Raw genomic sequence first — 24,707 nt, forward strand, 5'->3', positions numbered from 1 at the left:
GGAGATTTACATGGAACTCAACCCATCACTTTGCGAACCGCCGTATACGAGACCCGTACGTACGGTGGTGTGAGAGGCGCACTCCGTTAGTTTCTAGCGGAGCCGTCTACTCGATTACCTGCTGGTTATTCTATTTTTTCATAATATTGATTTAAATCCTCAAATAATGAAATTTTAGGATTTCCTACAAACCAAATTCTATTTATAGATGTTTCAAAACTTTCTTTATTTGGTACAGTAACTATTTCCCCATTTATATTTGTTGAAGAATATCCCTCGCCATAATACAATTCAATTCTTGTTCCACCTAAACCATAAGTTAGCTTATATGTTCCTTTTCCATAATATGGACTTTCGAATTGATTATTTTCTTTTATAATTAGAGTGTCGGCAATATGAGGAATATATCCAATAAAGTCATCTCCATAATTCCGATTGACGTATTTACCTAACAACATACCATTAGTAAAGAAATGATTGTAAGAATACACAGCTATAAAAACAGCCAAAATAATTTTTATTTTTTTCAATTTTTATTTTCTTTAATCTAATTAGGTTTTTATCATCTAGTTCGTCTTAACTAGCAGGTAACTTGCATATACCCGCTACAAAGTAGCGCATATACACCCGATTTTGGTTGGCTTTGCGCTACTTTGTTTCGTTTTATCTGTTTTCAAATATATAATAATTATCTCATAAATTTTCAAAGTAATTTTTTATTGTCGAATACCACGAGCCGCGTGAAGGATGGCAGTGGAGCTCTTTTATGGGCTGCCTTTTTTTGGCAGGCGATAAAAAGCGGGAACGTACAGCCTGACCCGCAGTTTTTACGGAGGGACACGCCCAAATTATTTTACTTTTCATACCTCTGATTTTGTCAAATAACCGCCTAAAATTCAATCCCAAAGGTTCGGCACTAAAAAGCTTGTTTGGGTTGGAAAAATTTTATAATTTTGCAGTCCAATTTTATTATGTAAATTAAAGAAGAAGATGGATATTAAAAGAGTAGCAATAGACGCTGTAACTGAGACAATTGTAATGACAGTTGTTCAAATGGATTACAAAGGGCAAGTAGCAAAAAGAATAAACGAAAAAATGCCTTTGGCAACTGTTAAAGGATTTAGAAAAGGGGCTGTGCCTAAAGATCTTGTTGAAAAACAATACGGTAAAGGGATTAAACAAGAAGAAGTTCAGAAAGTTGTGGATTTAGCTTTAGAGCGTTTCGTACAATCTGAAAGATTAAACCTTCTTGGAACGCCACTTGCTAAAGTAAACGAAGATTTCTCTTGGGATACTGAAGAATTGGTTTTTGAATATGAAATTGGTTTAGTGCCAAACTTCGAATTGGATTTAGAAGCAAAAAACGACATCGTTAAATATGTAGTTTCTGCTGATGATAAATTAATAGAAGGTCAAGTAGAACGTATCCAAAAACAATTTGGAACTGCAATTCCTCAAGAAGTTGTTGCTGCAGATTCAGATGTAACAGGAACTTTCACTAACGAAGAAAAAGGAATTAATAACGCTACCACTATTGCTGCTGATCTTTTCAAAGACAAAGCGACTTGGGATAAATTCATCGGTAAAAAAGTAGGTGATGTAGTGACTGTAAACACTAAAGGTTTATTTGAAGACGATCATCAATTGATGGATGTTATGAAAGTAAATCATGATGACGTTCACGGATTAGATGTTGATGTGAACTTCACAATTGAAGCGATCAATACAGCTGAATTGGCTGAATTGAACCAAGATTTGTTTGACAAACTTTTTGGAGCAGGAACTGTTGCTTCACTTGAAGAATTGAAAGCAAAAATCAAGGAAGATGCTGAAAATCAATTTGCGCAACAAGCAGACCAAAAATTATTGGCTGATGTTCAGGATTTCTTGATCGAAAATACAAAATTCGACTTGCCATCTGAATTCTTGAAAAAATGGTTGCAAACTGTTGGAGAGAAAAAATTGTCTCCTGAAGAAGCTGAAGTAGAATATGCACGTTCTGAAAGAGGATTGCGTTTTCAGTTAATCGAAGGTAGAGCAATGGCTTCAAGCGATATCAAAATTACTTTTGAAGACTTGAAATCATTTACTACAAGATCAATCAGACAACAAATGGCTCAATTCGGGCAAACAAATCCTACTGACGAAGAAGTTCAAGGAATTGTTGCAAGAGTTTTGTCAAACCAAGACGAAGTAAAAAGACTTTCTGACCAAGTTGTTGCTGAGAAATTATTGGAATTGTTCAAAGAGAAAGCAAATCCTACTACTAAAGAAGTAACTTACGAAGAATTTATTGCCGCTTCATACGGAGAATAATTTCTAAAAAAATAAGTATATTTGAGCGTCAAAAGAATAATTTTTTTGGCGCTCTTTTATTTAAATTAATTTTAGGAGCTAATCCAGCTATTCGTTTCAAGTTTTTTCTTCCGTTTAAGTTTTTTAAATCCTTACAAGAGATTCTTCCAGTCGCTTTGTAAGAATAAAAAAACTAAAAAACGGAATTCAAAAAGCTTTTCACTGTTATCTGGGCTAAAAATAAGACATATTGACATCATTTGTAAAGAGGTATGACCTTTGCATTAAATGGAATCACAATATAGTAACGTAAAACTTAGAACAAATAAATATGAACTACGGTAAAGAATTTAAAAAATTTGCGACAAAGGACCACGGCGTAAACTCGATGTATTACGATAAAATCGTAGGCGCAATGACTCCTAAAAACATGACTCCATATATCATCGAGGAGCGTCAGTTGAATATTTCACAATTAGACGTTTTCTCAAGGCTGATGATGGACAGAATTATATTCCTTGGAACAGGAATTGATGATCAAATTGCAAATATCGTTCAGGCACAGTTATTGTTCCTTGAAAGTGCTGATGCTTCAAAAGACATTCAGATTTATTTGAACTCTCCTGGAGGAAGCGTTTACGCAGGATTGGGGATTTATGACACGATGCAATACATCAAACCAGATGTAGCCACTATTTGTACAGGAATGGCAGCTTCTATGGGAGCGGTGCTGTTATGTGCAGGAGCTGCAGGAAAACGTTCGGCTTTGCCACATTCAAGAGTTATGATTCACCAACCATCAGGCGGAGCGCAAGGAGTTGCAACTGATATGGAAATCAACTTACGTGAAATGTTGAAACTGAAAGATGAGTTGTACAAAATTATCTCTCACCATTCTGGACAAACTTTCGAAAAAGTGCATGGTGACAGTGAGCGTGATTATTGGATGATTGCCGAAGAAGCAAAAGTATACGGAATGATTGATGAAGTTTTAGTAAGAGGATAAATTATTAGTCGAAAGTCAAAAGTTCGAAAGTCAAAAGCAATGCTCAGACTTTACGACTTTTGACTTTATGACATTAGACTAAAAGAATGGCAAAAGTAGTATTAGAGTGTTCGTTTTGTGGAAGAAAGAAGCCAGAAACCAATTTGTTGATTGCTGGTATCAATGCACATATTTGTGATAAATGTATCGAACAAGCACACGGAATTGTTTTAGAAGAATTAAAATCCGGCGGAAGTTCAAAACTGGTTGGAGATTTGATTTTGAAGAAACCAAAAGAAATCAGAGCGTTCTTGGATCAATATGTAATTGGACAGGACCAAACTAAAAAAGTAATGTCGGTTGCAGTTTACAATCACTACAAACGTTTGATGCAACAGCAACTGGACGATGAGGTTGAGATTGAAAAAAGCAACATCATCATGGTGGGACAAACAGGAACAGGAAAAACATTGGTTGCAAAAACCATTGCAAAAATGTTGGATGTGCCTTTGGCTATTGTTGATGCGACCGTTTTAACAGAAGCAGGTTATGTTGGGGAAGATGTCGAAAGTATTTTGACTCGTCTTTTACAAGCTGCCGATTATGATGTTGCGAAAGCTGAACGCGGGATTGTATTCATTGACGAAATAGACAAAATTGCACGTAAAAGTGACAATCCGTCTATTACGCGTGACGTTTCTGGTGAAGGTGTGCAACAAGCATTATTGAAATTATTGGAAGGAACCGTTGTGAATGTGCCGCCAAAAGGAGGACGCAAGCACCCGGACCAAAAATTTGTTGAGGTTAATACACAAAACATTTTGTTTATCGCCGGTGGTGCTTTTGATGGAATCGAAAGAATTATTTCGAAACGATTAAACCGTCAAGCCGTTGGTTATTCTACTTCTAAAAATGTGGATAATATTGACAAAGACAATTTGTTGCAATATATTATTCCAAAGGACATCAAAGATTTTGGATTGATTCCTGAGATTATTGGTCGTTTGCCAGTTTTGACACACATGGATCCTTTAGACAGAGAAACCTTGCGTGCGATTTTGACACAACCTAAAAATGCGTTAATCAAACAATACGAGAAATTGTTTTTAATGGATGATGTTGAATTTACCATTACAAATGAAGCGTTGGATTTTATTGTTGATAAAGCGTTAGAATACAAATTGGGAGCTCGTGGATTGCGTTCTTTATGTGAAGCCATCTTAACCGATGCGATGTATGAATTGCCAAGTTCTGATGATAAAATATTAGAAATTGACGTAGATTATGCAAAAGAAACGTTGAATAAAAATTTATTGAAACGATTGGAGATTGCATCTTAAATAATTTCAAGCTCAATAGAAACCAAATAAAGCTCAAAAATGTATTTTTTTGAGCTTTGTTTTTTAAATTTTTGAGCTCAAAGTAAGATTTATGGCAAAGTTTAAATTCGATTTAGAAAAAGAGATTTTAGATTATCTCAGTAAACATCCCAATAGCTTATCTAAACCTGTTCATTTATTTGAGCAGGTTTTTTTTATGTATTATTTTAAAGTTATATTCTTGATTATAAAAGAGAACCGACTTTAAATATTTTGTAAATTTATAGTCCGAAATTTAAAAAAGAATCGTGAAATGATAACAGTACAAAACACAATAAACGCTTCAATTGAAAAAGTCTGGGAATTATGGACTGTTCCGGAACATGTCATGAAGTGGAATAATGCCTCAGATGATTGGCATACTCCTTTTGCGGAAAATGACTTGAAAGTTGGAGGAAAATTCAAATATACCATGGCTTCAAAAGACGGTACAATGCGTTTTGATTTTGAAGGGATTTATACTAATGTGGTGAATACTTCTTTAATAGAATACGAAATGGCAGATGGGAGAAAAGTGAAAATTGTTTTTGAAAAAGATGCGGAAGGAATAAAAGTAATAGAAAAATTTGACCCCGAAACAGAAAATCCTGAAGCATTGCAACAACAAGGCTGGCAGGCAATTTTGGATAATTTTAAAAAATATGTTGAAAATTCAACCCTTTAAAAACAAACAAAATGACAAAGCAAATATGGCTTAATTTGCCGGTAAAAGAAGTGGCGAAATCAAAAGAATTTTTCGCTAAAATAGGTTTTTCTTTTAATGAACAATACGCTACTCCGCAATCAACATGCCTGTCAGTTGGCGCTACTAATTTTGCGGTCATGCTTTTTGAGGAAGCGATATTTGAAGGTTTTGTGCAAAATAAAATTACACATACGCAATCAAGTTCCGAAGTATTAATTTCAATTGATGCAGAGAGTAGAGAAGAAGTGGATGAATTCGCAAAGAAAGTAGAAGAAGCCGGAGGTACAGTTTTTTCTAAACCTGCCGAAATTCAAGGGTGGATGTACGGTTGTGGTTTTGCGGATTTAGACGGTCATCGCTGGAATATGTTATATATGGATTTTAGTAAAGTACCAAAACAGTAGGATTTAAGTCAATTTTAAAAACAAACAAAATGACAATAGTAGAATTTAAAATCGAGATAAATGCTCCAAAAGAAAAAGTTTGGGACGTTTTATGGAATGAAGAAACTTACAAACAATGGACATCCGTTTTTTGTGAAGGAAGTTATGCAGTAAGCGATTGGAAAGAAGGCAGTAAAATTAATTTTTTATCTCCAAACGGGGACGGAATGAACAGCATTATTTTAAAAAAAATTGATAATGAATACATGGCTTTTAAACATTTGAGTGAAATCAAAAATTTTCAGGAAATGCCTGTTGATGATGCAACTCAAGAATGGGCTGGTGCTATGGAAACGTACCGATTAACCGAAAACAATGATCGGACTGTTTTAGAAGCTAAAATGGATTCAGTCGAAAAATATGTCGATTATTTCAAAACGACATTGCCAAAAGCGTTAGATTTGGTAAAGAAACTTTCAGAAGAAAAATAAATATTAATCTTATAGTAGAATTATGGCATCAATTAATCCGTATTTAATTTTTAATGGAAACTGCGAAGAAGTATTCCTATTCTATCAATCTGTATTTGGAGGTGAATTCCCTTATATTGGTAAGTTTAAAGACATGCCACCGGCAGAAGGTAATTCCGTGCTTTCTGAAGCGGAAGGCAATAAAATAATGCATGTTACATTGCCAATAGGTGATGGATCTGTATTAATGGGAAGCGACAGTAATTCAGCAAGTGGGGAAGTTGCTTTTGGACAAAACGTTTCGCTTTCAATCAATGCTAAGAGTAAAGAAGAAGCAGATAAATTGTTTAACGGACTTTCGGCAGGAGGAACAGTGACCATGCCAATGAATCAAACCTTTTGGGGCGCTTATTTTGGAATGTTTATAGATAAATTTGGAATCAATTGGATGGTGAATTTTGATGAAAATGAAAAATAATTATCGTTAAAATAAATTATGGATTGCTCATGGATTACATTCTTTTTTAGGAAAAATACCTTTGTCAAAGTTTAAAATTTTGACAAAGGGTAATACTAAACCTGTTCATTTTTGAGCAGGTTTTTTTAGGACTAAAATTATGTGTTTTAATAGTTTCGGCTCCCTCTCCTTTGGAGAGTCCCGAAACTTCGGGAGGGGTGAGGAATTCAAACTTCCATTCTCTCTTTGTGAAAAAATAGGGGATATTCTTTTTTATAAGCAATAGATTGTCGATTTTTGCGCCTTGTAAATCAATAGTAATAAAAATGGCAATAGAAGATAAAGAGATTATTTTGTTAAAAGTTTCTGGTCAGGATAAACCTGGAGTAACAGCTGGTTTAACATCCATATTAGCGAATTATGATGCCATTATTTTAGATATTGGTCAAGCCGATATCCATGATACGCTATCTTTGGGTATTTTATTTGAAATACAAGCAGGGTCTAGTTCGGCGCCTGTTTTGAAAGATTTATTGTTCAAAGCCTATGAGTTGGGGATTAAGGTTAACTTTAGTCCAATTTCTATTCCGGATTACGAAAATTGGGTAAAAGCACAACGTAAGCAACGCTATATCATCAATGTTTTGGGAGAAACATTGACAGCAGTACAATTGGCGGCTGTGACCAAAATAATGTCGGACCAAAATTTAAATATTGATTCTATAATAAGATTGACCGGTAGAACCTCTGTGGTTGAAAAAGAAGAATATCCTCGTTCTTGTGTACAATTATCTGTAACGGGTAATATTGTCGATAAAACGTCGATGACTGCCAGTTTTATGGAAATTTCCAGAACTTTAGATGTGGATATTTCGTTCCAAGAAGACAATATGTATAGAAGAAACAGACGTTTGGTGTGTTTTGATATGGATTCGACCTTAATTCAAACGGAAGTAATTGATGAATTAGCTGAATTAGCGGGTGTAGGTGAGCAGGTAAGAGCCATTACTGAATCGGCTATGAATGGCGAAATTGATTTCAGTGAAAGCTTCAAAAAACGGATGGCTTTGTTAGAAGGCTTAAGTGAAGACGTGCTACAAACAGTTGCTGAAAATCTGCCCATAACACAAGGAGCACATCGCTTGATGAAGGCCTTAAAATATTACGGCTATAAAACCGCTATTTTATCGGGGGGATTCACCTACTTTGGTAATTATTTACAAAAGGAATTAGGGATTGATTATGTTCACGCCAATGAATTAGAGATTAAAGACGGTAAATTGACCGGTAACTATTTGGGTGAAATTGTTGATGGACAAAAGAAAGCTGAATATCTAAAAGCCATTGCGGAAAAAGAAGGCATAAATATCAATCAAACTATTGCTGTGGGAGATGGTGCAAATGATTTACCTATGTTGAATCTGGCCGGTTTAGGAATTGCTTTTCATGCCAAACCAACAGTCAAAGAAAATGCAGCTACTTCAATCTCTAGCTTGGGTCTCGACGGTGTTTTATACCTATTAGGCTATCACGATAGGCATATTGATATGATGGATGAGGAATAAATAGTGCAAATGATAATACAAAAAAGGCTGTCAAATAATTTTAGACAGCCTTTTTTATGCCTTACTAGTAGCTATTTTTTCAGGTTTTTCCAATGTTTGTTTTTCGGGAGATTTACAAATTCCTCTGGCTCCACAACGCATTCTGTGTGGTCCGCAGGAACTCAGAAAAACTAGAGTGATCAAGATGTAGAAGGTATTTTTCATCTTCTCGTTTTTTATATTGTTTGAAACTGCATGCTTTTCAGTTGTTCCAAATAATCTCTTTGGTTTGATAATCTTGGAATTTTATGTTGTCCACCCAGTTTATTTTTTCCTTTTAGCCAGTCATAAAATAAATTTTTTCGGGCTATATTAATTACTAACGGATTCAACGTCATGTTATTGTAGCGTTTCGCTTCGTAATCAGAATTTAAGGATTGTATGGATTCATCCAGTACTTTCTGAAATTGGGATACATCAGCAGGATTATCTTTAAATTCAATCATCCATTCATGGGCACCTTTTTCTTTTCCATTCATAAATACAGGAGCAACGGTATATTCAACGACTTCCATTTGGGTCATTTTACACGCTTTGGCAATAGCCTGATCGGTATTTTCAACCATTAATTCTTCGCCAAAAACATTGATGTGATGCTTGGTCCTTCCCGTAACCCGAATTCGGTACGGATTCAATGAGGTGAAACGTACGGTATCGCCTATCAAATAGCGCCATAAACCGGAATTGGTAGTAATCACTAATGCATAGTTTTTGAAAAGTTCTACATCAGCCAGACGAATTACTTTTTGATCTGGTGTGCCAAAAGTATCCATTGGAATAAATTCATAGAAAATTCCGTAATCCAGCATCAATAATAAATCACTGGAATTATTTAAATCCTGAATGGCAAAAAATCCCTCGGAGGCATTGTATATTTCGTAATATTTAAAATCTTTTTTCGGGAGTATTTTTTTATACTGTTCTCGATAGGGCTCAAAATTTACGCCACCATGAAAGTACACTTCGAGATTGGGCCAGATTTCGAATAAATTTCCTTTTCCGGTTTCCTCCAGCATTTTATTCATTAAAACCAACATCCACGAAGGAACTCCTGCAAAACTGGTTACATTTTCGTTTTTTGTTTCGTTTATAATCGCAGCAATTTTGGTTTCCCATTCACTCATAAGGGAAGTTTTGTTGCTTGGCGTACTGCTGAATTCAGCCCAAATTGGCATGTTTTCGATTAATATTGCGGATAAATCTCCAAAGAATGTATTGTTGTCTTCATAGATTTGTGAGCTTCCGCCAAGACGCAGACTTTTTCCAAGAAAGAGTTCTGAATCTTCGTTGTTATTTAAATACAAACACAATAAATCCTTACTTCCTTTATAATGACAATCTTCCAACGCTTCGTTGCTTACCGGAATAAATTTACTTTTGGCATTGGTTGTTCCGCTTGATTTGGCAAACCATTTTATAGGTTCTTCCCAAAAAACATTTTGCTCGCCTTTACGTGTTCTTTCTATCAAGGGCTGTAATTCTTCGTAAGTGGAGATGGGGACACGCTCTGCAAAATTCGCATAGGATTTTATTGTAGCAAAATCGTATTGCTTGCCTAAAACAGTATTTTTGGAAGACTGAATTAAATTCATAAGCAATTCTTCCTGAACTTCATTTGGATATTTAAGGAAAAGTTCGATCTGATGAATTCTTTGTTTGAGAACCCAAGAGGCAAACGAATTGATTATGGTTAAAGGCATATAGATTTCAGATTGTTGATTAACGATTTCTGATTTTAAATTTCAGATTTTTTTCTATTGGAAAAAGGTTGAAATTTAAGATTTGAATATCGATTGACAAATACTAACTTTGTCAAAGTATCAAAAATAGTGTTTTTTTATAAAAAACAATTCTATATTATAGTAAAGATTTCTACTCAGAAAAGGATTCTAATAATTGAAATCCTAAAAGGGTAGCGTTAAATCTAAAATCAGAAATCATTAATCAACAATCTAAAATCGCAATGACATACGAAGGTGTACTTACAAAAATGCAAACCGAATTTGGAAATCCAATTCAATATTATTTGGTTTTTGAAAATAGCTTTTTAAATGTGAATCAGTTACTGAATAAAAGCATAGAGATTAATTTTGTAGGGTATCAATGTTTGAATTGTGGCAAGAAGAAAAAAATATTCCGACAAGGATTTTGTTATGATTGTTTCTATTCAAGTGCAGCTGTGGGAGATTGGATTATGAAACCGGAGTTAAGTACCGCTCATCTTGGAATTCAGGATAGAGATTTGGCGTATGAAGAAAAAGTACAATTGCAACCGCATATTGTTTATTTGGCTTTGTCCAGCGAAGTCAAAGTAGGAGTGACCAGAAAAACGCAGATGCCGACACGATGGATTGATCAGGGCGCAACTCAAGCCATTTCGATTGTGGAAGTTCCTAATCGCTATTTGGCAGGAATTACGGAGGTCGCTTTGAAAAATCATTATGCCGATAAAACTAATTGGAGAAAAATGCTGACGAATAATGTGGAACAAATTGACTTAGTTGCAGAACGATTGAAAGTGGAGAATTTAATTCCAACGGAAGTTCAGGAATATTTTTATTCGCAGAAGAATGATTTGTATGAGATGCATTATCCTGTTTTACACTATCCAAATAAAGTAAACAGTTTGAGCTTGGATAAAACACCTCAGTTTCAAGGAAAACTTACCGGAATAAAAGGACAATATTTACTTTTTGAAGACGGAACAGTTTTCAATATCCGTGGTTCAGAAGGATATGTAGTGCAGATTAATGTATAAAATTTTACAAAAAAAGCAGGAATTTCTATTTTAGAAATTCCTGCTTTTTTTATGATGAAAAACTACTGTTTTTACTCGAATTATTCCTGTTGCACTTTCGGTTCTTCTACTTTTTTCTTTTTATTAAACAATCCATTTAATAAATCCGCAGCCTTAGCTTTCACCTCTTCCTTTGTCGCAGGGGTTGTAGGAGTTGTAGTTTTTGTAGTATCTCCTGGTTTCTTGTTTTTATTGATGAAATCAGTCAAAGCCGAAGTTCCTTGTTTTACCAATCGTTCTTTTTGTTGTTTCACTAATTGAGTAGTCAAATTGTTAACAGCACTTTTTATATCGGTTGAAATTTTTGGATTAGTAAAATTCCCAGTTAAAATGGCATTTATAGGGAGATTTTCCAATTTAGCAGCATCAGCAGGAGATAATTTAGAAATTAATGCATTGGCTTCTGAACCCAGATATTTAGCCGGAACATCAAATGTGATATTGTAATTCATACTTTGGTCAAAACCATGAGAACCGCCAATTGTTGCTTTAATGTCTTGGTATTTGATGTTAAATGGTTTTACATTCACTTTTCCGTCTTTGAAAGTAATGGCCGCTTTCAAATCATTCAAATTGATTTTACTTACATCGATGAACTTCAGATTAGATCCTAATGCAGTCAGTAAAGTCGAATTACTGGAGTTTACTGTCGTAGAAAGCAATTGTCCTAATAAATCTCCAGTCAGTGTTTTCAAGTCAGGAGTTAGTTCTGTTGCATCAAGATTTCCGTTCAATTTGATGCTTGAATTTAATTTTCCGTTGATGATTCCAGCGATTGGTGCAATTTTTTTCAACATATCCAGTTGGGTGAAAGACTGTGCAATATCGACTTGATTTAATTTTAAATCCATATTAAAAACTGGCGTTTTTCCTTTTGTGGAAACAGCTCCATTTACACCAATTGTTCCACCGAAAATAGATGTTTTTACATTTTCTAAAGTCACTTTTTCGTCTTTCACGATTAGTTTTCCCGAAACATCTTTCAGGGTCAAATTATCATATAAAACCGTAGTCGCTTTTGCGGTAAGCGTACAATTTAAGAAAGCAGGAATCTTCATTGCGTCTGCTTTTTTAGTTTCTGTTTTAGTCCCAACTTTAGTAGTTTCACTGGTTGTCATAAAATCATCAACGGCCAATTGTTTAGAATTCATGTTGAAGTTTCCTTTCAATTCTTGGTTTCTAAATATAAACCCGTAAAAATTCTCTAAAATTCCGGTTACACTAATGTCGCTTTTTCCTGTAGTCGCGTTCAGTTCTTTCAAATTGACCTGACTAGGGTTAAATTGTACCAAGGCATTGTTAATGTTCATTGTTTTACCGTTTTCATCCACATAATTGAAACCGGACAAACTCATTGTTCCCGCATTATTTATATTTTGATATTGACTTTTCTCTACGGATAGCATATCAAATTTCGTAGTCACATCGGCCTTTAAAATTCCTGATAAAGGCTTGTCCAGCTTTATAGGATATGCTTTGGAAAGATTGGCTAAATTGATAGTTCCTTTTAAAGCGGCATCAACTATCGCATTTTGTGTTATGTTTCTAATATTGGCTTTGGCATTAAAAATATCCTGGTCTATTTTGAAAGAGAGCTTGTCTAGATTGACATAAGTGTCATTTAGAACACCCGTTTCATTTATAATTTTAGTGTCAATAACGATATTTTGAACCGATTTTGGTAAATTAGGATATTGAAATGAAGCGTTATTGGAAGCGATTTCAATATTGAATTTTGGCACTGTTGTATCAGAATACAAGCCTTTTGCAAAACCCGCAACAGTAAAATCTCCGGTTGTTTTCACGTTGTCCAAACTCGATGCATACGCTGCAGGGATAATTCCCAAGAAATTTTTGAAAGAAGAAGTCGGAGTTTTAAATTTCAAATCATACTCCTGACCCGTTTCAACCATTTGAATAAATCCATCAAATTCCAGCGGTAGTTGATTAATTAAAGCTTTGTTTTCTTTGAAGGTGTATTTGCTTTTTTCTAAATCGATTCCCAAAACTGCGTCCAGAGTCAAGGCAACATTTTTCATGTAATTGACTTTGTCCATATCGAGTGATACTTTTGCGGTTGACTTGGTAACCAAATCTAATTTTTTGGCTGCAAAATCCCCAGTTCCTTCGTGGTTTAAACTGTCGATTACCATTTTTATTTTTGAACTTTCGTCAAAATAGCGGAACTTGAAATTCTCAATTTTATACTCTTGGATTTTTAATGATAACGGACTGCTTTTTCCATCGTCTTTTGTTTTTTCATCTTTCAAAGCAATGTCGTAATTCCCGATTCCGTCTTTATTAAAAATGATATTGATTAATCCATTTTTCGAAGTGATTCCGTCAATAGATATTGCTTCATTTTTACCTTTAAAAAGTTCTTTAATAGACATTTTTAAATTCAATTCGCCTAGTGAAATCAATGTGTCACCTTCAAAAGGAGCTTTGTTTATAATGACTAATTTTTCCAGCGTTACATTCGCATTTGGAAAATTTTTGAATAAGCTTAAATCAGCTTCTGCAAAAGAGACTTTGGCATCTACTTTGGCATTGATAGCTTCAGAAATTTTAGCTTTTATTTGATCTTTAAATAGATAGGGCGAAGCAAATAAAGTCACGATGAGTAGGATAATCAGAATTCCAATGATTTTTAAAACTTTCTTTACCATAATTTAATTTCTTTAGATTCTATAAGAGTAACAAAAATAATGCCTTCTATTCTTTTGCAAAAATAGTATTTTTAGGACAGAATAATTTTTTTGGTGTTTTTTATAAACAATAATTTAACTTTATATTATAAAAAAAATCCGTTTAAGCAATTGATTAAACGGATTTTTTAGTGAATTATAAAAGCTCTTAATGAATGTTAATTTCAAAAGGCATTAGGGCTTGAACTCCTTTTTGCGCTTGTAATTTTTTTATTTGTTGCATAATTCTATAGTTTTCTTCTCCTATTTCTTCTTTTATGAAATCTTCTTTAGATTTTGCAAAAGGAAGATTAGCTAAAAGATCATTGAAGTTTTTCTCGTATTCAGGATAGTTTTGAGTGCTATATGTTTTTGTTTTTGCCAAAGTAGCGGCTTCATGTATGGCATCATCTAAACCTCCAATTTTATCTACAAGCCCAATTTTTAAGGCCTCGGATCCAGCCCAAACTCTTCCTTGAGCGATAGCATCGACTTGTGCAAATGTCATTTTTCGCCCCTCGGCAACGTGAGTAACAAAAGTTTTGTAGATTTTTTCAACCTCTTCAAGAGTAACTGCTTTAAATTTTTCATCCAATGGTACAAAAGGACTATATTTTGCAGCATTTTCATGCGTTTTTACTTGTTCTACATTTATCCCAATTTTTTTTGTCAGCTTACTAAAATTAGGCAATATTCCAAAAACACCAATAGAACCTGTAATAGTATTGTTTTCGGCAAAAATTTTATTGGCGTTACAAGCGATATAATACCCGCCGGAAGCTGCATAATTTCCCATAGAAACTACCACAGGTTTTACTTTTTTAGTTAATTCAATTTCTCTCCAAATCAAATCTGATGTCAATGCATTTCCACCAGGACTGTTAATCCTAAGCACAATTGCTTTTACATTCTTATCTTTTCTGGCTTCTTGAAGTGAACGGCGCATAGAGCCTTCGCCAATAACGTTTACATCACCTTCACCACTATGAATTTCGCCTTGAGCATATATAATGGCAATTTTGTCATTCGAATCCGTGATTTTAGAGGTGGTAGCCACTTTTTTTGCATAATCCAAAATCTTTACTTTATTGTAATCGTCGTCTTTGGCTACTTTTAATATGTTTTTAATTGCATTATGATACACATCTTCGTAGGCCACAACATCAACTAATCCTTGTTTTTTTGCCATCTCAGGAGTTCTGGCCAAAAGTCCGTTTGCAATTTCGTTTAGTTTGGCAATTGATACGTTTCTGCTTTTAGAAATATCGCTTGTAAAGGAGTTCCATACGGCATTCAACAATGCTGAAATCTGTTCTCTATTAGCATCGCTCATTTTGTCTTCTAGAAAAGGTTCCACAGCACTTTTATATTTTCCGTGGCGTATCACTTCCATTTTCAATCCTGATTTTTCCTGAAAATCTTTGAAGAACATAATTTCCGAAGACAATCCTTTAAAATCCATTTCTCCAACGGGGTTCATGTAAATAGGAGTAGCAACGGAGTTTAAATAATATTCTTTTTGGGAAAATGAATTGGCGTAAGCCATTACAAATTTCCTTGATTTTTTAAAACTTTCTAATGCATCTCGTAATGCTTTACTTTGTGCCATTCCCAATGAAGAATCGGTGTTCAAAATTGAAATTCCCTTGATGTCATCGTCAGTTTTTGCTTCTTCAATTGCATTAATAATGTCCGAAAGACCTATGTTTTTGCCATCGGAAAACAACTCCATCCATGGATCTTTATATTTACCTGCGTAGTCGTTTTTTATGTCTTTTAAGTCCAATTCGATAACTGAATTGTTCTTCACGGTTACACCTTCCGATTCACCTCCAAAAATGGCTCCTATAATTAGTATTCCAAAAAAGAACAGCATAAAAAAGATGAAAATACCGATGATGGTTGCCAACACATTTCCTAAAAACTTCATAATTATATTTTTTTAATAAGTCTAAAAAGAGGCTGAATTGTTACAGATTTAATTTTATAAATTCTAAATTTAGTTATCAACACTCTTTGCAAAGATACTTCTATTCTAAAATTCTTTTAGTTAATTTGTGCTTAATATGAAATCACAACATCAAGTTATTTTATCGATAGGAAGTAACCAAGGTAACCGATTAGAAAACATCGAGCGTTGCTTGCAATTGATTCACCAGGAAGTAGGAACGGTAATTAAAGTTTCAAAGCTGTATGAAACGCCGTCTTGGGGTTTTGACAGTAGTGCATTTTATAATTGCGCATTGGTAATTCACACTTTTAGCTCGGCAAATAAAATTCTGGCTCAGGTTTTGAAAATTGAAAAAGGATTGGGGCGTATTCGCAGTGAAGAATTGGGATACCAATCTAGAAGTATAGACATTGACTTGATTACTTTCGATTCAGCAATTATTGAAACCGAAAAGCTTCAAATCCCACATCCCTTGATGCAAAACAGGAAATTTGTTTTATTGCCAATACAAGATTTAAATTTAGACTGGAAGCATCCTATTTTAAAAAAAACAATTTCGGAGTTGATAGAAATCTCACCGGATCAAAGCGTTTGTGAAATTGTACAAGATTTAGAAAATCCTTTGCAAAATATTCCTTTAGAGCAATTTAATTATGTTGCTTTTGAAGGGAATATTGGAGCAGGAAAGACAACTTTGGCTACAAAAATTGCTGAGGATTTTAATGCAAAAACAATTTTAGAACGTTTCGCAGACAATCCATTTTTACCTAAATTTTATAAAGATCAAAACCGGTACGCTTTTCCGCTCGAAATGTCATTTCTCGCCGACAGATATCAGCAATTATCAGATGATTTAGCGCAATTTGATTTATTTAAAGACTTTTTAGTAGCCGATTATCATATTTTTAAGTCTTTGATTTTTGCCAAAATAACATTGGCTGAAGACGAATACCGTTTGTATCGAAACCTGTTTGATATCATTTACAGAGAAATGCCGAAACCAGATTTGTATATTTATTTGTACCAAAATTCAGAACGCTTATTACAAAATATTAAGAAAAGGGGCAGAAGCTATGAGCAAAAAATCCCAGCAGAATATTTGGATAAAATTAATAACGGATATCTTGATTACATTAAATCACAAACGGAACTGAATGTTCTGATTATTGATGTTTCGGATAAGGATTTTGTAAAAAATCAAAAAGATTATCTCTATATTTTGGATGAAATTCAGCAGAAAATCGGGTAATTTACAAAACTATCTTTTAAGTGAAAAATGACCTTTCACCTCGGGTCTTGTATTGTCGATTTTTAAGACATACCAATAATCGGATGCAGGCAATAGATTTTTGTTCAATGTTCCGTCCCAAGTTAGTTTTGACGCATTTAATTGGGTAATAAGTTTTCCATATCGGTCAAATATGGTTACTTCGGCTTCAGGGTAATTAATTAATCCTTTTACTTCCCAAAAATCATTATAAGTATCGTTGTTTGGGGTAAAAAATTTAGGTATAATTAGAACAATAAAATTTTCTGCGTCGTAACCGCAATAGTTTATTTCCCTAACATAAGCAGTTTGCAATCCACTTGGCACATTAAAAAAGACATTTGAACTTTGGTAATTGATTCCGTCAACGGAATATTCAAAATAAACTTCTTCTTGTTTTAAATAGATGACAACAGTGCTTTCATTGACGTCAATACGGTCTATTTCGGGTGTGTTGTGTTCTATAACAGTGATTTTTTTTGTACTAGTGCAGTTTTCTGGGGCTGGACTTGTTACATTGACAGTATAAGTTCCTGGCGTAGAAACGACAATTTTTTGAGTTGTTTCACCAGTAGACCATAAATAAGTCATACCTGAAAGTGAAGCATCTAATGTTGCAACTCCTGATTTGCATAATACGACTTCTTGATCAGTAACAACTGGCGGTGTATAAATGATAATATCTATAGGATTTCTATTCATGGAAACGCATCCATTGTTTACTGCTTCCGCATAATAAGTTGTGTTTTGCGTAACATTAGGGATTGTAAAACTTGTTCCTGTTGCTTCAATAGTTCCGCCAGTTACGGTAGAATACCAATTGATGTTGCCAATATCTGCGGTTGCTTGGAGCGTTACAGATCCAGGACCACATCTAGGAACTGGAGTATTGGTAGATGTAATGGTAGGAATAGTGTTTACGGTCGCCACAACAGGCGTTCTTGATGTTGGACATCCAGCTTCTACATAATAAGTCGTAGTAGTTGATAATGAGGGGGTGGTATAACTATTGCCAGTTGTCAATAAATTTCCATTTATTGCTGCATCATACCAGTTTACTGTTCCATTGGAAGCAGTTGCTTGAAGAGTAACTGTTCCTGAACCACATCTTGATGCTGGTGTAGTAGAAGTAATTTGAGGAATTGTTATAGTGGTACCAGCTGAAATTTCAAGAATTGGATCTTCAGGCATACCGCCGTATTCCACAATATACCCTTTGGGTTGGTAATTTCCGCTTGCATCACCGTTTAATTGTAAATCATTCCATGAGCCTGATATACCAACACCTGGCGCAGTTATGTGCGCATAGTGTTCTATACCATTGCTATTGTTAGGTTCATTATTATTCCAAAAAGAAAAATTAGGACTTGATCCATTAATGGCTCCATTCCAAAAAATTACTCTGTCAACAGCGGGTCCCGTTACCCATTTCCAAACACTTTCTGTTTCGGCATCGCTACCACCAATCCATCCTGCTCCCAGAGTCTGTTTCCCTGCTAATTGCGCTTCGTCGTCGGCTGTAATTGTTGCTAAGTATCCTTGAAGACCAAAATAGGTACTGGCTTCAGCTGCTGCTTTTGCCGCTGTCCAGCTAATGCCTAAATTAGGAACATATTGATAATAATGGCTGTTTCGAGGTAAGTAGTTTGCCTGCCCAATTGTGATTGAAAAGTTCCTATTACCGAAGGGAGTTGCGGAGGAATTACTGAAAATAATATCTTTTATAGCAGTTATAAAGTCCGTATACAATACTTCTGTTCCAAGAGTTGGACTCGATAATTTTAGTTTTCCTTCGGTAGGATTCCATTCAGAGAGAATATTCGGGTGTAATGCGGGATTGGCTAATTGTATTAAATCCTGCCCATTAACATATCCCGAAGAAATTTGGATATAAATCGCCTCAGTTCCTGTATCAATAGCATCTGATCCTGTTATGTTTACATCGGTTACTATGTTTAATGAAGTTCCCGGACAATAGTTTTGATTGCCTGTGGCAGTAATTCTTGGGGCATTTTCTGTAATAGATGATTTTATTGCTTTTTCGAGTGCATTAAAGGTGTTTTTTTTAATGCAAATTGGAATGGCTGAATAATTTGCCATGGGAACAAACAATAAAAAAGCTAAAGTTATTTTCAAAAAAGGATAAATTCTCATGTGATAAAAGTATTACTATTCTTATTTAAAAAAAATTATTTCGGCCAGTTCAGTTTTTGAAACAAATCCCAAACTACAATACCTGCACTTACTGAAATGTTTAAAGAATGTTTGGTGCCTAATTGTGGAATTTCGATACATCCATCACATAAAGCCACAGCTTCCTGAGAAACACCATAAACTTCGTTTCCGAAAACTAAAGCATATTTTTTTTCTTTTTTAACTTCAAAATCTTGAAGAAAAATAGCACTTTCTACTTGTTCGATTGCAAGTGTGGTTATATTTTCTTTTTTTAATTTTTCAATAACTTCAAGAACGTTTTCATGATGTTCCCAAGCTACGGTTTCAGTTGCGCCAAGTGCTGTTTTATGAATTTCTTTGTTTGGAGGTGTTGCAGTGATACCGCACAAATATATTTTTTCTATTAAAAAAGCATCGGCAGTTCTGAATACAGAGCCAATATTATGCAAACTGCGGATATCATCCAACACTAAAATGAGGGGTGTTTTTTTAGATTCTTTAAAAGCTTCAATGGATTTTCTTTCGAGTTCGCTGTTTTCCAGTTTTCTCATATATTTTTGGATTTTATTTCAATAAAAAAAGCTTCCGAAATTAGGGAAGCTTTTTTGTTATAATTAATTTAGAATTTAGCTCTTTGCGTTATCTGCTAAAACAGTTCCTTTTATTGTAAGTACTTTAGTAGGTTGTCCTTCAGCATTTGAAGTAATTGTTACCGTTTTTGTAAATGCACCAACTCTATCAGTAGCATATTTCACACCAATAACTCCTTTTGCACCCGGTGCAATTGGTTCTTTTGGGCTCGTTGGGACTGTACAACCACAAGAACCTTGGGCATTTGTGATAATTAATGGTTTGGTACCATTATTAGTAAAAACAAACTCACGTTTTCCATCTGCATTATGTGCAATAGTCCCGTAATCAATAACTTCGTTTACAAAAACCATTCCAGCGCCACTTACTTTAGTAGTTGCAGCTTTTATTTTTTTTGTAATCTTTGATGTTTCTTGTGCGTTAGAAGCTGTGACTCCTAAAACTACTAGCATCGCTAGAGTAAATATTTTTTTCATGTCAGTTTTAATTTAAGAATTAAACACAAATCTATAGAAAAAATAGAAATTACATCTTAAATTTTCCTTAAAAATATTTTAATTTTTGAAGTGATAGTTATTCGCTATAAAATATATAAATTCGCTGACACATTTTTTTTCATTTATTAAATATAAAATAACTTGGCATCTAAAGATAAAACGGTTAAGGAAACGCCATTAATGAAGCAGTACAACGAGATCAAAAGGAAATATCCGGATGCGTGTTTGTTGTTTCGAGTAGGAGATTTTTATGAAACTTTTGGAGAGGATGCTGTAAGGGCTTCAAAAATTTTAGGAATTGTATTAACCAAACGTGGAGCGGGATCTGAGACTGAAACGGCACTGGCTGGTTTTCCGCATCATTCCTTGAATACATACTTACCAAAATTAGTCAAGGCAGGACTTCGTGTAGCAATTTGTGACCAACTAGAAGATCCAAAAATGACCAAAACCATCGTGAAACGCGGTGTTACTGAACTTGTGACTCCTGGTGTTTCTATGAATGATGAGGTTTTACAATCTAAAACTAATAATTTTTTAGCCTCCATTTTTTTTGCCAATAAATCAATAGGAATTTCATTTTTGGATGTTTCTACAGGTGAGTTTTTAACGGCGCAAGGAAACGCAGAATATATTGATAAACTATTGCAGAATTTTAATCCAAGTGAGGTTCTGATTCCAAAAAATAATAAAAATGATTTTCGGGAAATTTTCGGGGATGACTATCATAGTTTTTATCTGGAAGATTGGATTTACAAAGAAGACTACGCATTTGAAACCTTAACTAAGCATTTCCAGACCGTTTCCTTGAAAGGATTTGGAATCGAAGAATTGAAAGAAGGAATCATTGCTTCGGGAGCCATTTTGTATTACTTATCCGAAACACAGCATAATAAAGTACAACATATCACGGCGATTCAACGAATTGCGGAAGATGCTTATGTCTGGATGGACCGATTTACAATTCGAAATCTGGAGTTGTATCACAGTTATAATCCAAACGCGGTGACGCTTCTGGATGTTATTGATAAAACGCTTTCGCCAATGGGCGGGCGATTGTTAAAAAGATGGTTGGCACTTCCTTTAAAAGACAGTGCTAAAATAAAAAGTCGTCATCAAGTTGTTTCTTATTTGAAAGAAAATCAAGATGTTTTGAAAAACATTCAGAAGCAAATCAAGCAAATTTCTGATTTAGAACGTTTGATTTCGAAAATTGCAGCCGGAAAAGTGTCGCCTCGTGAAGTGGTTTATCTGAAAGAATCATTGGATGCTATTATTCCGATAAAAACGCTTGCTTTAGAAAGTCCGCAAGAAGCAGTAAAAGTGATTGGTGACAGTTTGCACAGTTGCGAATTGTTGCGTGAAAAAATAAAAACGGTTTTAAATCAAGATGCCCCTGTGTCTATTGCCAAAGGAAATGCGATTGCCAAAGGAATAAATGCGGAATTAGATGATTTACGAGCAATATCAACTTCTGGTAAAGAATTCCTAGAAGGAATCGAAAAACGAGAATCACAATTAACGGGGATTTCATCTTTGAAAATTTCCTTTAATAACGTTTTTGGGTATTATATTGAAGTTAGGAATTTACATAAAGATAAAGTTCCATCGGAATGGATTCGAAAGCAAACTTTGGTTAATGCAGAGCGTTATATTACAGAGGAATTAAAAGAATATGAAACCAAAATCCTTGGTGCCGAAGAGAAAATCCATAAAATAGAAGTAGAATTATTTGAACAATTGGTTAGTTGGATTGCTACTTATATCAAGCCAGTTCAAATGAATGCTAATTTGGTGGCGCAGCTGGATTGTTTGTGTTCTTTCACCCAATTGGCTATCGAAAATAAATATGTTTGTCCGGAACTTGACGAAACATTCGAGCTGGAAATCAAAAACGGAAGGCATCCTGTTATCGAAAAACAATTGCCTGTTGGCATGCCTTATATTGCCAATGATGTTTTCTTGGATAGAGAAACGCAGCAATTGATCATGATAACTGGTCCGAATATGTCCGGAAAGTCTGCTATTTTACGTCAAACGGCTTTGATTGTGCTGTTGTCTCAAATGGGAAGTTTTGTTCCAGCAGACGGTGTGAGAATGGGAATTGTCGATAAAATATTCACCAGAGTGGGAGCGAGTGATAATATTTCGATGGGAGAGTCCACTTTTATGGTCGAAATGAACGAAACGGCTTCTATCTTGAATAATATTTCCGATAGAAGTTTGGTGCTGCTAGATGAAATTGGAAGAGGAACTAGTACCTATGACGGAATTTCTATTGCTTGGGCCATTGCAGAGTTTTTACACGAACATCCTTCAAAACCTAAAACATTGTTTGCAACGCATTATCATGAGTTGAATGAAATGAGTGAATCTTTGCCTAGAATTCAGAATTATAATGTGGCTGTCAAAGAATTGAAAGATACAGTACTTTTCATTCGAAAATTGGTAAAAGGAGGAAGCGCACACAGTTTTGGAATACACGTGGCAAAAATGGCTGGAATGCCTCAAATCGTAATTTTGAAAGCACAAAAGCTTTTGAAAAAATTAGAAAAGAATCATTCGAGTGATGCGTTAAATGGAATAAAAGCTGCTAAAGACGAAATGCAAATGAGTTTCTTTAATCTGGACGATCCTTTGTTAGAGGAAATCAAAGAAGAGATTCTCAATTTAGATATAAATACGATTACGCCTATGGAAGCATTGATGAAACTCAATGAAATTAAAAGAATGTTGACCAGAAAATAATTTATTTTGTTTTAAAGTTTACGATATCAGAACATTAACTTTAATCTGTAATTTTTTTATAAAAAAGGCTTGTTTAATTCAATAAATGTCCTAAATTTGCATCCGCAATACAGAACAAGTATCGCGGTTCTTTCTAAGAATTGAAAATGCGAAAATAGCTCAGTTGGTAGAGCGCGACCTTGCCAAGGTCGAGGTCGCGGGTTCGAGCCCCGTTTTTCGCTCCAACACCACATAATGCTCGGATGGTGAAATTGGTAGACACGCTGGACTTAAAATCCAGTGAACAGCAATGTTCGTGCGGGTTCAAGTCCCGCTCTGAGTACAACAAAAACCCTTATTTTATAAGGGTTTTTTTGTTTTTGGCTCTATCCTGATTATGAAATATTTTGATATAATTATTCAAACCGAGCCTACAAACGAGCCTATAAACTTTAAAATCAAAGTTGGAATGCGGGACTTTTCAGAAGTGAAATTATACATACCAAAAGTGGACGGAAAACCAACGGTTTTACCAAATCACCGTTGGTATGTATATTTTTATTTTAGGAATCCTGCTACTAACAAGATGACAAAGTTTAAATATTCATGCAAAATAAATACCTATAAAACGGTTGCTGATCGGAAGCAAGCGGGCAAGGTTTGGGTAGATTTTTACACACTCTTACTAAATCAAAATCACAATCCATTCAATAAAACAGAAGTGATCTTAAAGACTTTTGACGAAATTGAATTAGTGGCCAAGGAACTTGTTAAGCAAAACGAACCCGAAAAAACCTTTGACGAAATTAGATATACCGTAAAAACAGGACTGCAATACGCTTACAAAAATAAGTTAGGGACTTGGAAAGAAACTACCGCCAGCGACTATAAAACTCGATTAGGCGTTTTTATGGAGTGGGTTACATTAAATTCGTTACAGGATTTAGACATAACAGAACTAAAAGAGGTTCACATCATTGCATTTATAAACTGGCTTATTAAACCAAAGCCTGAAGGTCGTGGAGTGAAAGGAACTTCCCAAGACAATTACAAAAGATGTTTATCCGGATTAATTGGAAAATTAGTAAAAGATAAAATCATTGAAAAGAATATCGTTTCTGAAATTGAAACAAAAAAAGATGATCCAATTAAAAACACTCCGTTCACGGGATATGAAGTCAAAGATATAAGAGACTATCTCTTGGTAAACGACATTCAACTCTATTATTTTATCCAATTTGTAATTTATACCTTTTTACGTCCACGTGAAATTATACGCTTGACAATGGAGGACATCAATTTGCGTGAAAAATATTTACAGGTAGAAACAAAAACTAAGCGAAAACAAACTAAAAAATTAGTGGGTCCTATCATTGACTTTTTGGAAGGAATTGACGTAACTAACTTACCAAGTAAGGCAAATCTATTTACTAAAAACGGGGTTATTGAGGTTTGGAACGCCAAAGAAAAGACGAAAGTCGATTACTATGGACATAAATTTGAGAAGGTAAAAACGCATTTCAAATTTAATAAAGATTACGGGATTTACAGTTTTAGGCATACGGCTGCTATTGATTTGTTTTACTCTTTTATGAAACAAGGATCCACGGAACACGAAGCCATTTTAAAACTGATGCCTATTACTGGGCATTCAAGTGAAACCGCATTAAGAAATTATTTACGTGATGTTGGTGGGATGCTTCCAAAGGATTACGGTGCAGATTATACGCTAGAGTTTTAAAAGGTAAATTTACCTT

Annotated in this window: 20 protein-coding genes and 2 tRNA genes; 14 read left to right on the forward strand and 8 right to left on the reverse strand. The window is 34.6% G+C overall.

Annotated features, from left to right (window positions below; translation table 11 throughout):
• Positions 1-125: 125 nt before the first annotated feature.
• Positions 126-530: a hypothetical protein gene (locus tag ACM55F_RS09800; RefSeq protein ID WP_416853619.1), complete on the reverse strand. Its 405-nt coding sequence runs from the start codon at positions 528-530 to the stop codon at positions 126-128.
• Between the two features lie 460 nt (positions 531-990).
• Between ACM55F_RS09800 and ACM55F_RS09805 the strand changes: the two genes are divergently transcribed.
• The 8 genes from ACM55F_RS09805 to serB all read left to right on the forward strand — a co-directional run bounded on the left by ACM55F_RS09805 (position 991) and on the right by serB (position 8,219).
• Positions 991-2,316 (forward strand): trigger factor, encoded by a 1,326-nt coding sequence (locus ACM55F_RS09805; RefSeq protein WP_416853620.1) that lies wholly within the window; start codon positions 991-993, stop codon positions 2,314-2,316.
• Positions 2,317-2,626: 310 nt separating this feature from the next.
• Positions 2,627-3,301: an ATP-dependent Clp endopeptidase proteolytic subunit ClpP gene (gene clpP, locus ACM55F_RS09810; protein WP_416853621.1), complete on the forward strand. Its 675-nt coding sequence runs from the start codon at positions 2,627-2,629 to the stop codon at positions 3,299-3,301.
• Between the two features lie 86 nt (positions 3,302-3,387).
• Positions 3,388-4,620 (forward strand): ATP-dependent Clp protease ATP-binding subunit ClpX, encoded by a 1,233-nt coding sequence (gene clpX, locus ACM55F_RS09815; protein ID WP_416853622.1) that lies wholly within the window; start codon positions 3,388-3,390, stop codon positions 4,618-4,620.
• Positions 4,621-4,912: 292 nt separating this feature from the next.
• Positions 4,913-5,323 carry an SRPBCC family protein gene (locus tag ACM55F_RS09820; RefSeq protein ID WP_416853623.1) on the forward strand — a complete coding sequence of 137 codons (411 nt, stop codon included), beginning with the start codon at positions 4,913-4,915 and terminating at the stop codon, positions 5,321-5,323.
• Positions 5,324-5,334: 11 nt separating this feature from the next.
• Complete coding sequence (locus ACM55F_RS09825; protein WP_416853624.1) at positions 5,335-5,748, forward strand: VOC family protein; 414 nt, start codon at positions 5,335-5,337, stop codon at positions 5,746-5,748.
• A gap of 29 nt (positions 5,749-5,777) precedes the next feature.
• Positions 5,778-6,218, forward strand: coding sequence for an SRPBCC domain-containing protein (locus tag ACM55F_RS09830; RefSeq protein ID WP_416853625.1), 441 nt, complete (start codon positions 5,778-5,780; stop codon positions 6,216-6,218).
• A 22-nt stretch (positions 6,219-6,240) separates the two neighbouring features.
• A complete protein-coding gene (locus ACM55F_RS09835; RefSeq protein WP_416853626.1) occupies positions 6,241-6,675 on the forward strand; it encodes a VOC family protein in 435 nt (144 codons plus the stop codon).
• A 305-nt stretch (positions 6,676-6,980) separates the two neighbouring features.
• Positions 6,981-8,219: a phosphoserine phosphatase SerB gene (serB, locus tag ACM55F_RS09840; protein ID WP_416853627.1), complete on the forward strand. Its 1,239-nt coding sequence runs from the start codon at positions 6,981-6,983 to the stop codon at positions 8,217-8,219.
• A gap of 54 nt (positions 8,220-8,273) precedes the next feature.
• On the opposite strand, the gene ACM55F_RS09845 is transcribed toward serB, so the two are convergent.
• Together ACM55F_RS09845 and ACM55F_RS09850 are read right to left on the reverse strand one after the other, a co-directional pair.
• Entirely contained in the window at positions 8,274-8,423 is a 150-nt protein-coding gene (locus tag ACM55F_RS09845) for a hypothetical protein (protein ID WP_416853628.1), read from the reverse strand.
• 11 nt (positions 8,424-8,434) lie between these two features.
• Positions 8,435-9,958 (reverse strand): GH3 auxin-responsive promoter family protein, encoded by a 1,524-nt coding sequence (locus ACM55F_RS09850; protein ID WP_416853629.1) that lies wholly within the window; start codon positions 9,956-9,958, stop codon positions 8,435-8,437.
• A 263-nt stretch (positions 9,959-10,221) separates the two neighbouring features.
• Here ACM55F_RS09850 and ACM55F_RS09855 point away from each other — a divergent pair, with 263 nt between their 5' ends.
• Positions 10,222-11,016 carry a DUF2797 domain-containing protein gene (locus ACM55F_RS09855; protein ID WP_416853630.1) on the forward strand — a complete coding sequence of 265 codons (795 nt, stop codon included), beginning with the start codon at positions 10,222-10,224 and terminating at the stop codon, positions 11,014-11,016.
• A gap of 80 nt (positions 11,017-11,096) precedes the next feature.
• Here the strand turns inward: ACM55F_RS09855 and ACM55F_RS09860 are convergent, their stop codons facing one another.
• On the reverse strand, positions 11,097-13,724 hold the full coding sequence (locus ACM55F_RS09860; protein WP_416853631.1) for an AsmA-like C-terminal region-containing protein: 2,628 nt from the start codon (positions 13,722-13,724) through the stop codon (positions 11,097-11,099).
• A 187-nt stretch (positions 13,725-13,911) separates the two neighbouring features.
• Positions 13,912-15,672: a signal peptide peptidase SppA gene (gene sppA, locus ACM55F_RS09865; protein ID WP_416853632.1), complete on the reverse strand. Its 1,761-nt coding sequence runs from the start codon at positions 15,670-15,672 to the stop codon at positions 13,912-13,914.
• Positions 15,673-15,808: 136 nt separating this feature from the next.
• On the opposite strand from sppA, the gene folK reads away from it, so the two are divergent.
• A complete protein-coding gene (gene folK, locus ACM55F_RS09870) occupies positions 15,809-16,942 on the forward strand; it encodes a 2-amino-4-hydroxy-6-hydroxymethyldihydropteridine diphosphokinase (RefSeq protein WP_416853633.1) in 1,134 nt (377 codons plus the stop codon).
• A gap of 9 nt (positions 16,943-16,951) precedes the next feature.
• Here the strand turns inward: folK and ACM55F_RS09875 are convergent, their stop codons facing one another.
• The 3 genes from ACM55F_RS09875 to ACM55F_RS09885 all read right to left on the reverse strand — a co-directional run bounded on the left by ACM55F_RS09875 (position 16,952) and on the right by ACM55F_RS09885 (position 20,202).
• The gene (locus ACM55F_RS09875; protein ID WP_416853634.1) at positions 16,952-19,060 is read right to left on the reverse strand and encodes an Ig-like domain-containing protein; all 2,109 of its coding nucleotides are present in this window, start codon (positions 19,058-19,060) and stop codon (positions 16,952-16,954) included.
• Between the two features lie 89 nt (positions 19,061-19,149).
• A complete protein-coding gene (locus ACM55F_RS09880) occupies positions 19,150-19,686 on the reverse strand; it encodes an RNA methyltransferase (RefSeq protein ID WP_416853635.1) in 537 nt (178 codons plus the stop codon).
• A 75-nt stretch (positions 19,687-19,761) separates the two neighbouring features.
• A complete protein-coding gene (locus ACM55F_RS09885) occupies positions 19,762-20,202 on the reverse strand; it encodes a DUF1573 domain-containing protein (RefSeq protein WP_416853636.1) in 441 nt (146 codons plus the stop codon).
• Between the two features lie 162 nt (positions 20,203-20,364).
• Between ACM55F_RS09885 and mutS the strand changes: the two genes are divergently transcribed.
• From mutS to ACM55F_RS09905, 4 genes are all read left to right on the forward strand, one after another.
• Positions 20,365-22,971 (forward strand): DNA mismatch repair protein MutS, encoded by a 2,607-nt coding sequence (gene mutS / locus ACM55F_RS09890; protein ID WP_416853637.1) that lies wholly within the window; start codon positions 20,365-20,367, stop codon positions 22,969-22,971.
• Between the two features lie 148 nt (positions 22,972-23,119).
• Positions 23,120-23,195: transfer RNA gene (locus tag ACM55F_RS09895), tRNA-Gly, on the forward strand.
• A gap of 12 nt (positions 23,196-23,207) precedes the next feature.
• Positions 23,208-23,293: transfer RNA gene (locus tag ACM55F_RS09900), tRNA-Leu, on the forward strand.
• 126 nt (positions 23,294-23,419) lie between these two features.
• Complete coding sequence (locus ACM55F_RS09905; RefSeq protein ID WP_416853638.1) at positions 23,420-24,691, forward strand: tyrosine-type recombinase/integrase; 1,272 nt, start codon at positions 23,420-23,422, stop codon at positions 24,689-24,691.
• The last annotated feature ends 16 nt before the right edge of the window (positions 24,692-24,707 follow it).

This window comes from Flavobacterium melibiosi, from assembly GCF_048158545.1.
Taxonomy (GTDB): Bacteria; Bacteroidota; Bacteroidia; order Flavobacteriales; family Flavobacteriaceae; genus Flavobacterium; species Flavobacterium melibiosi.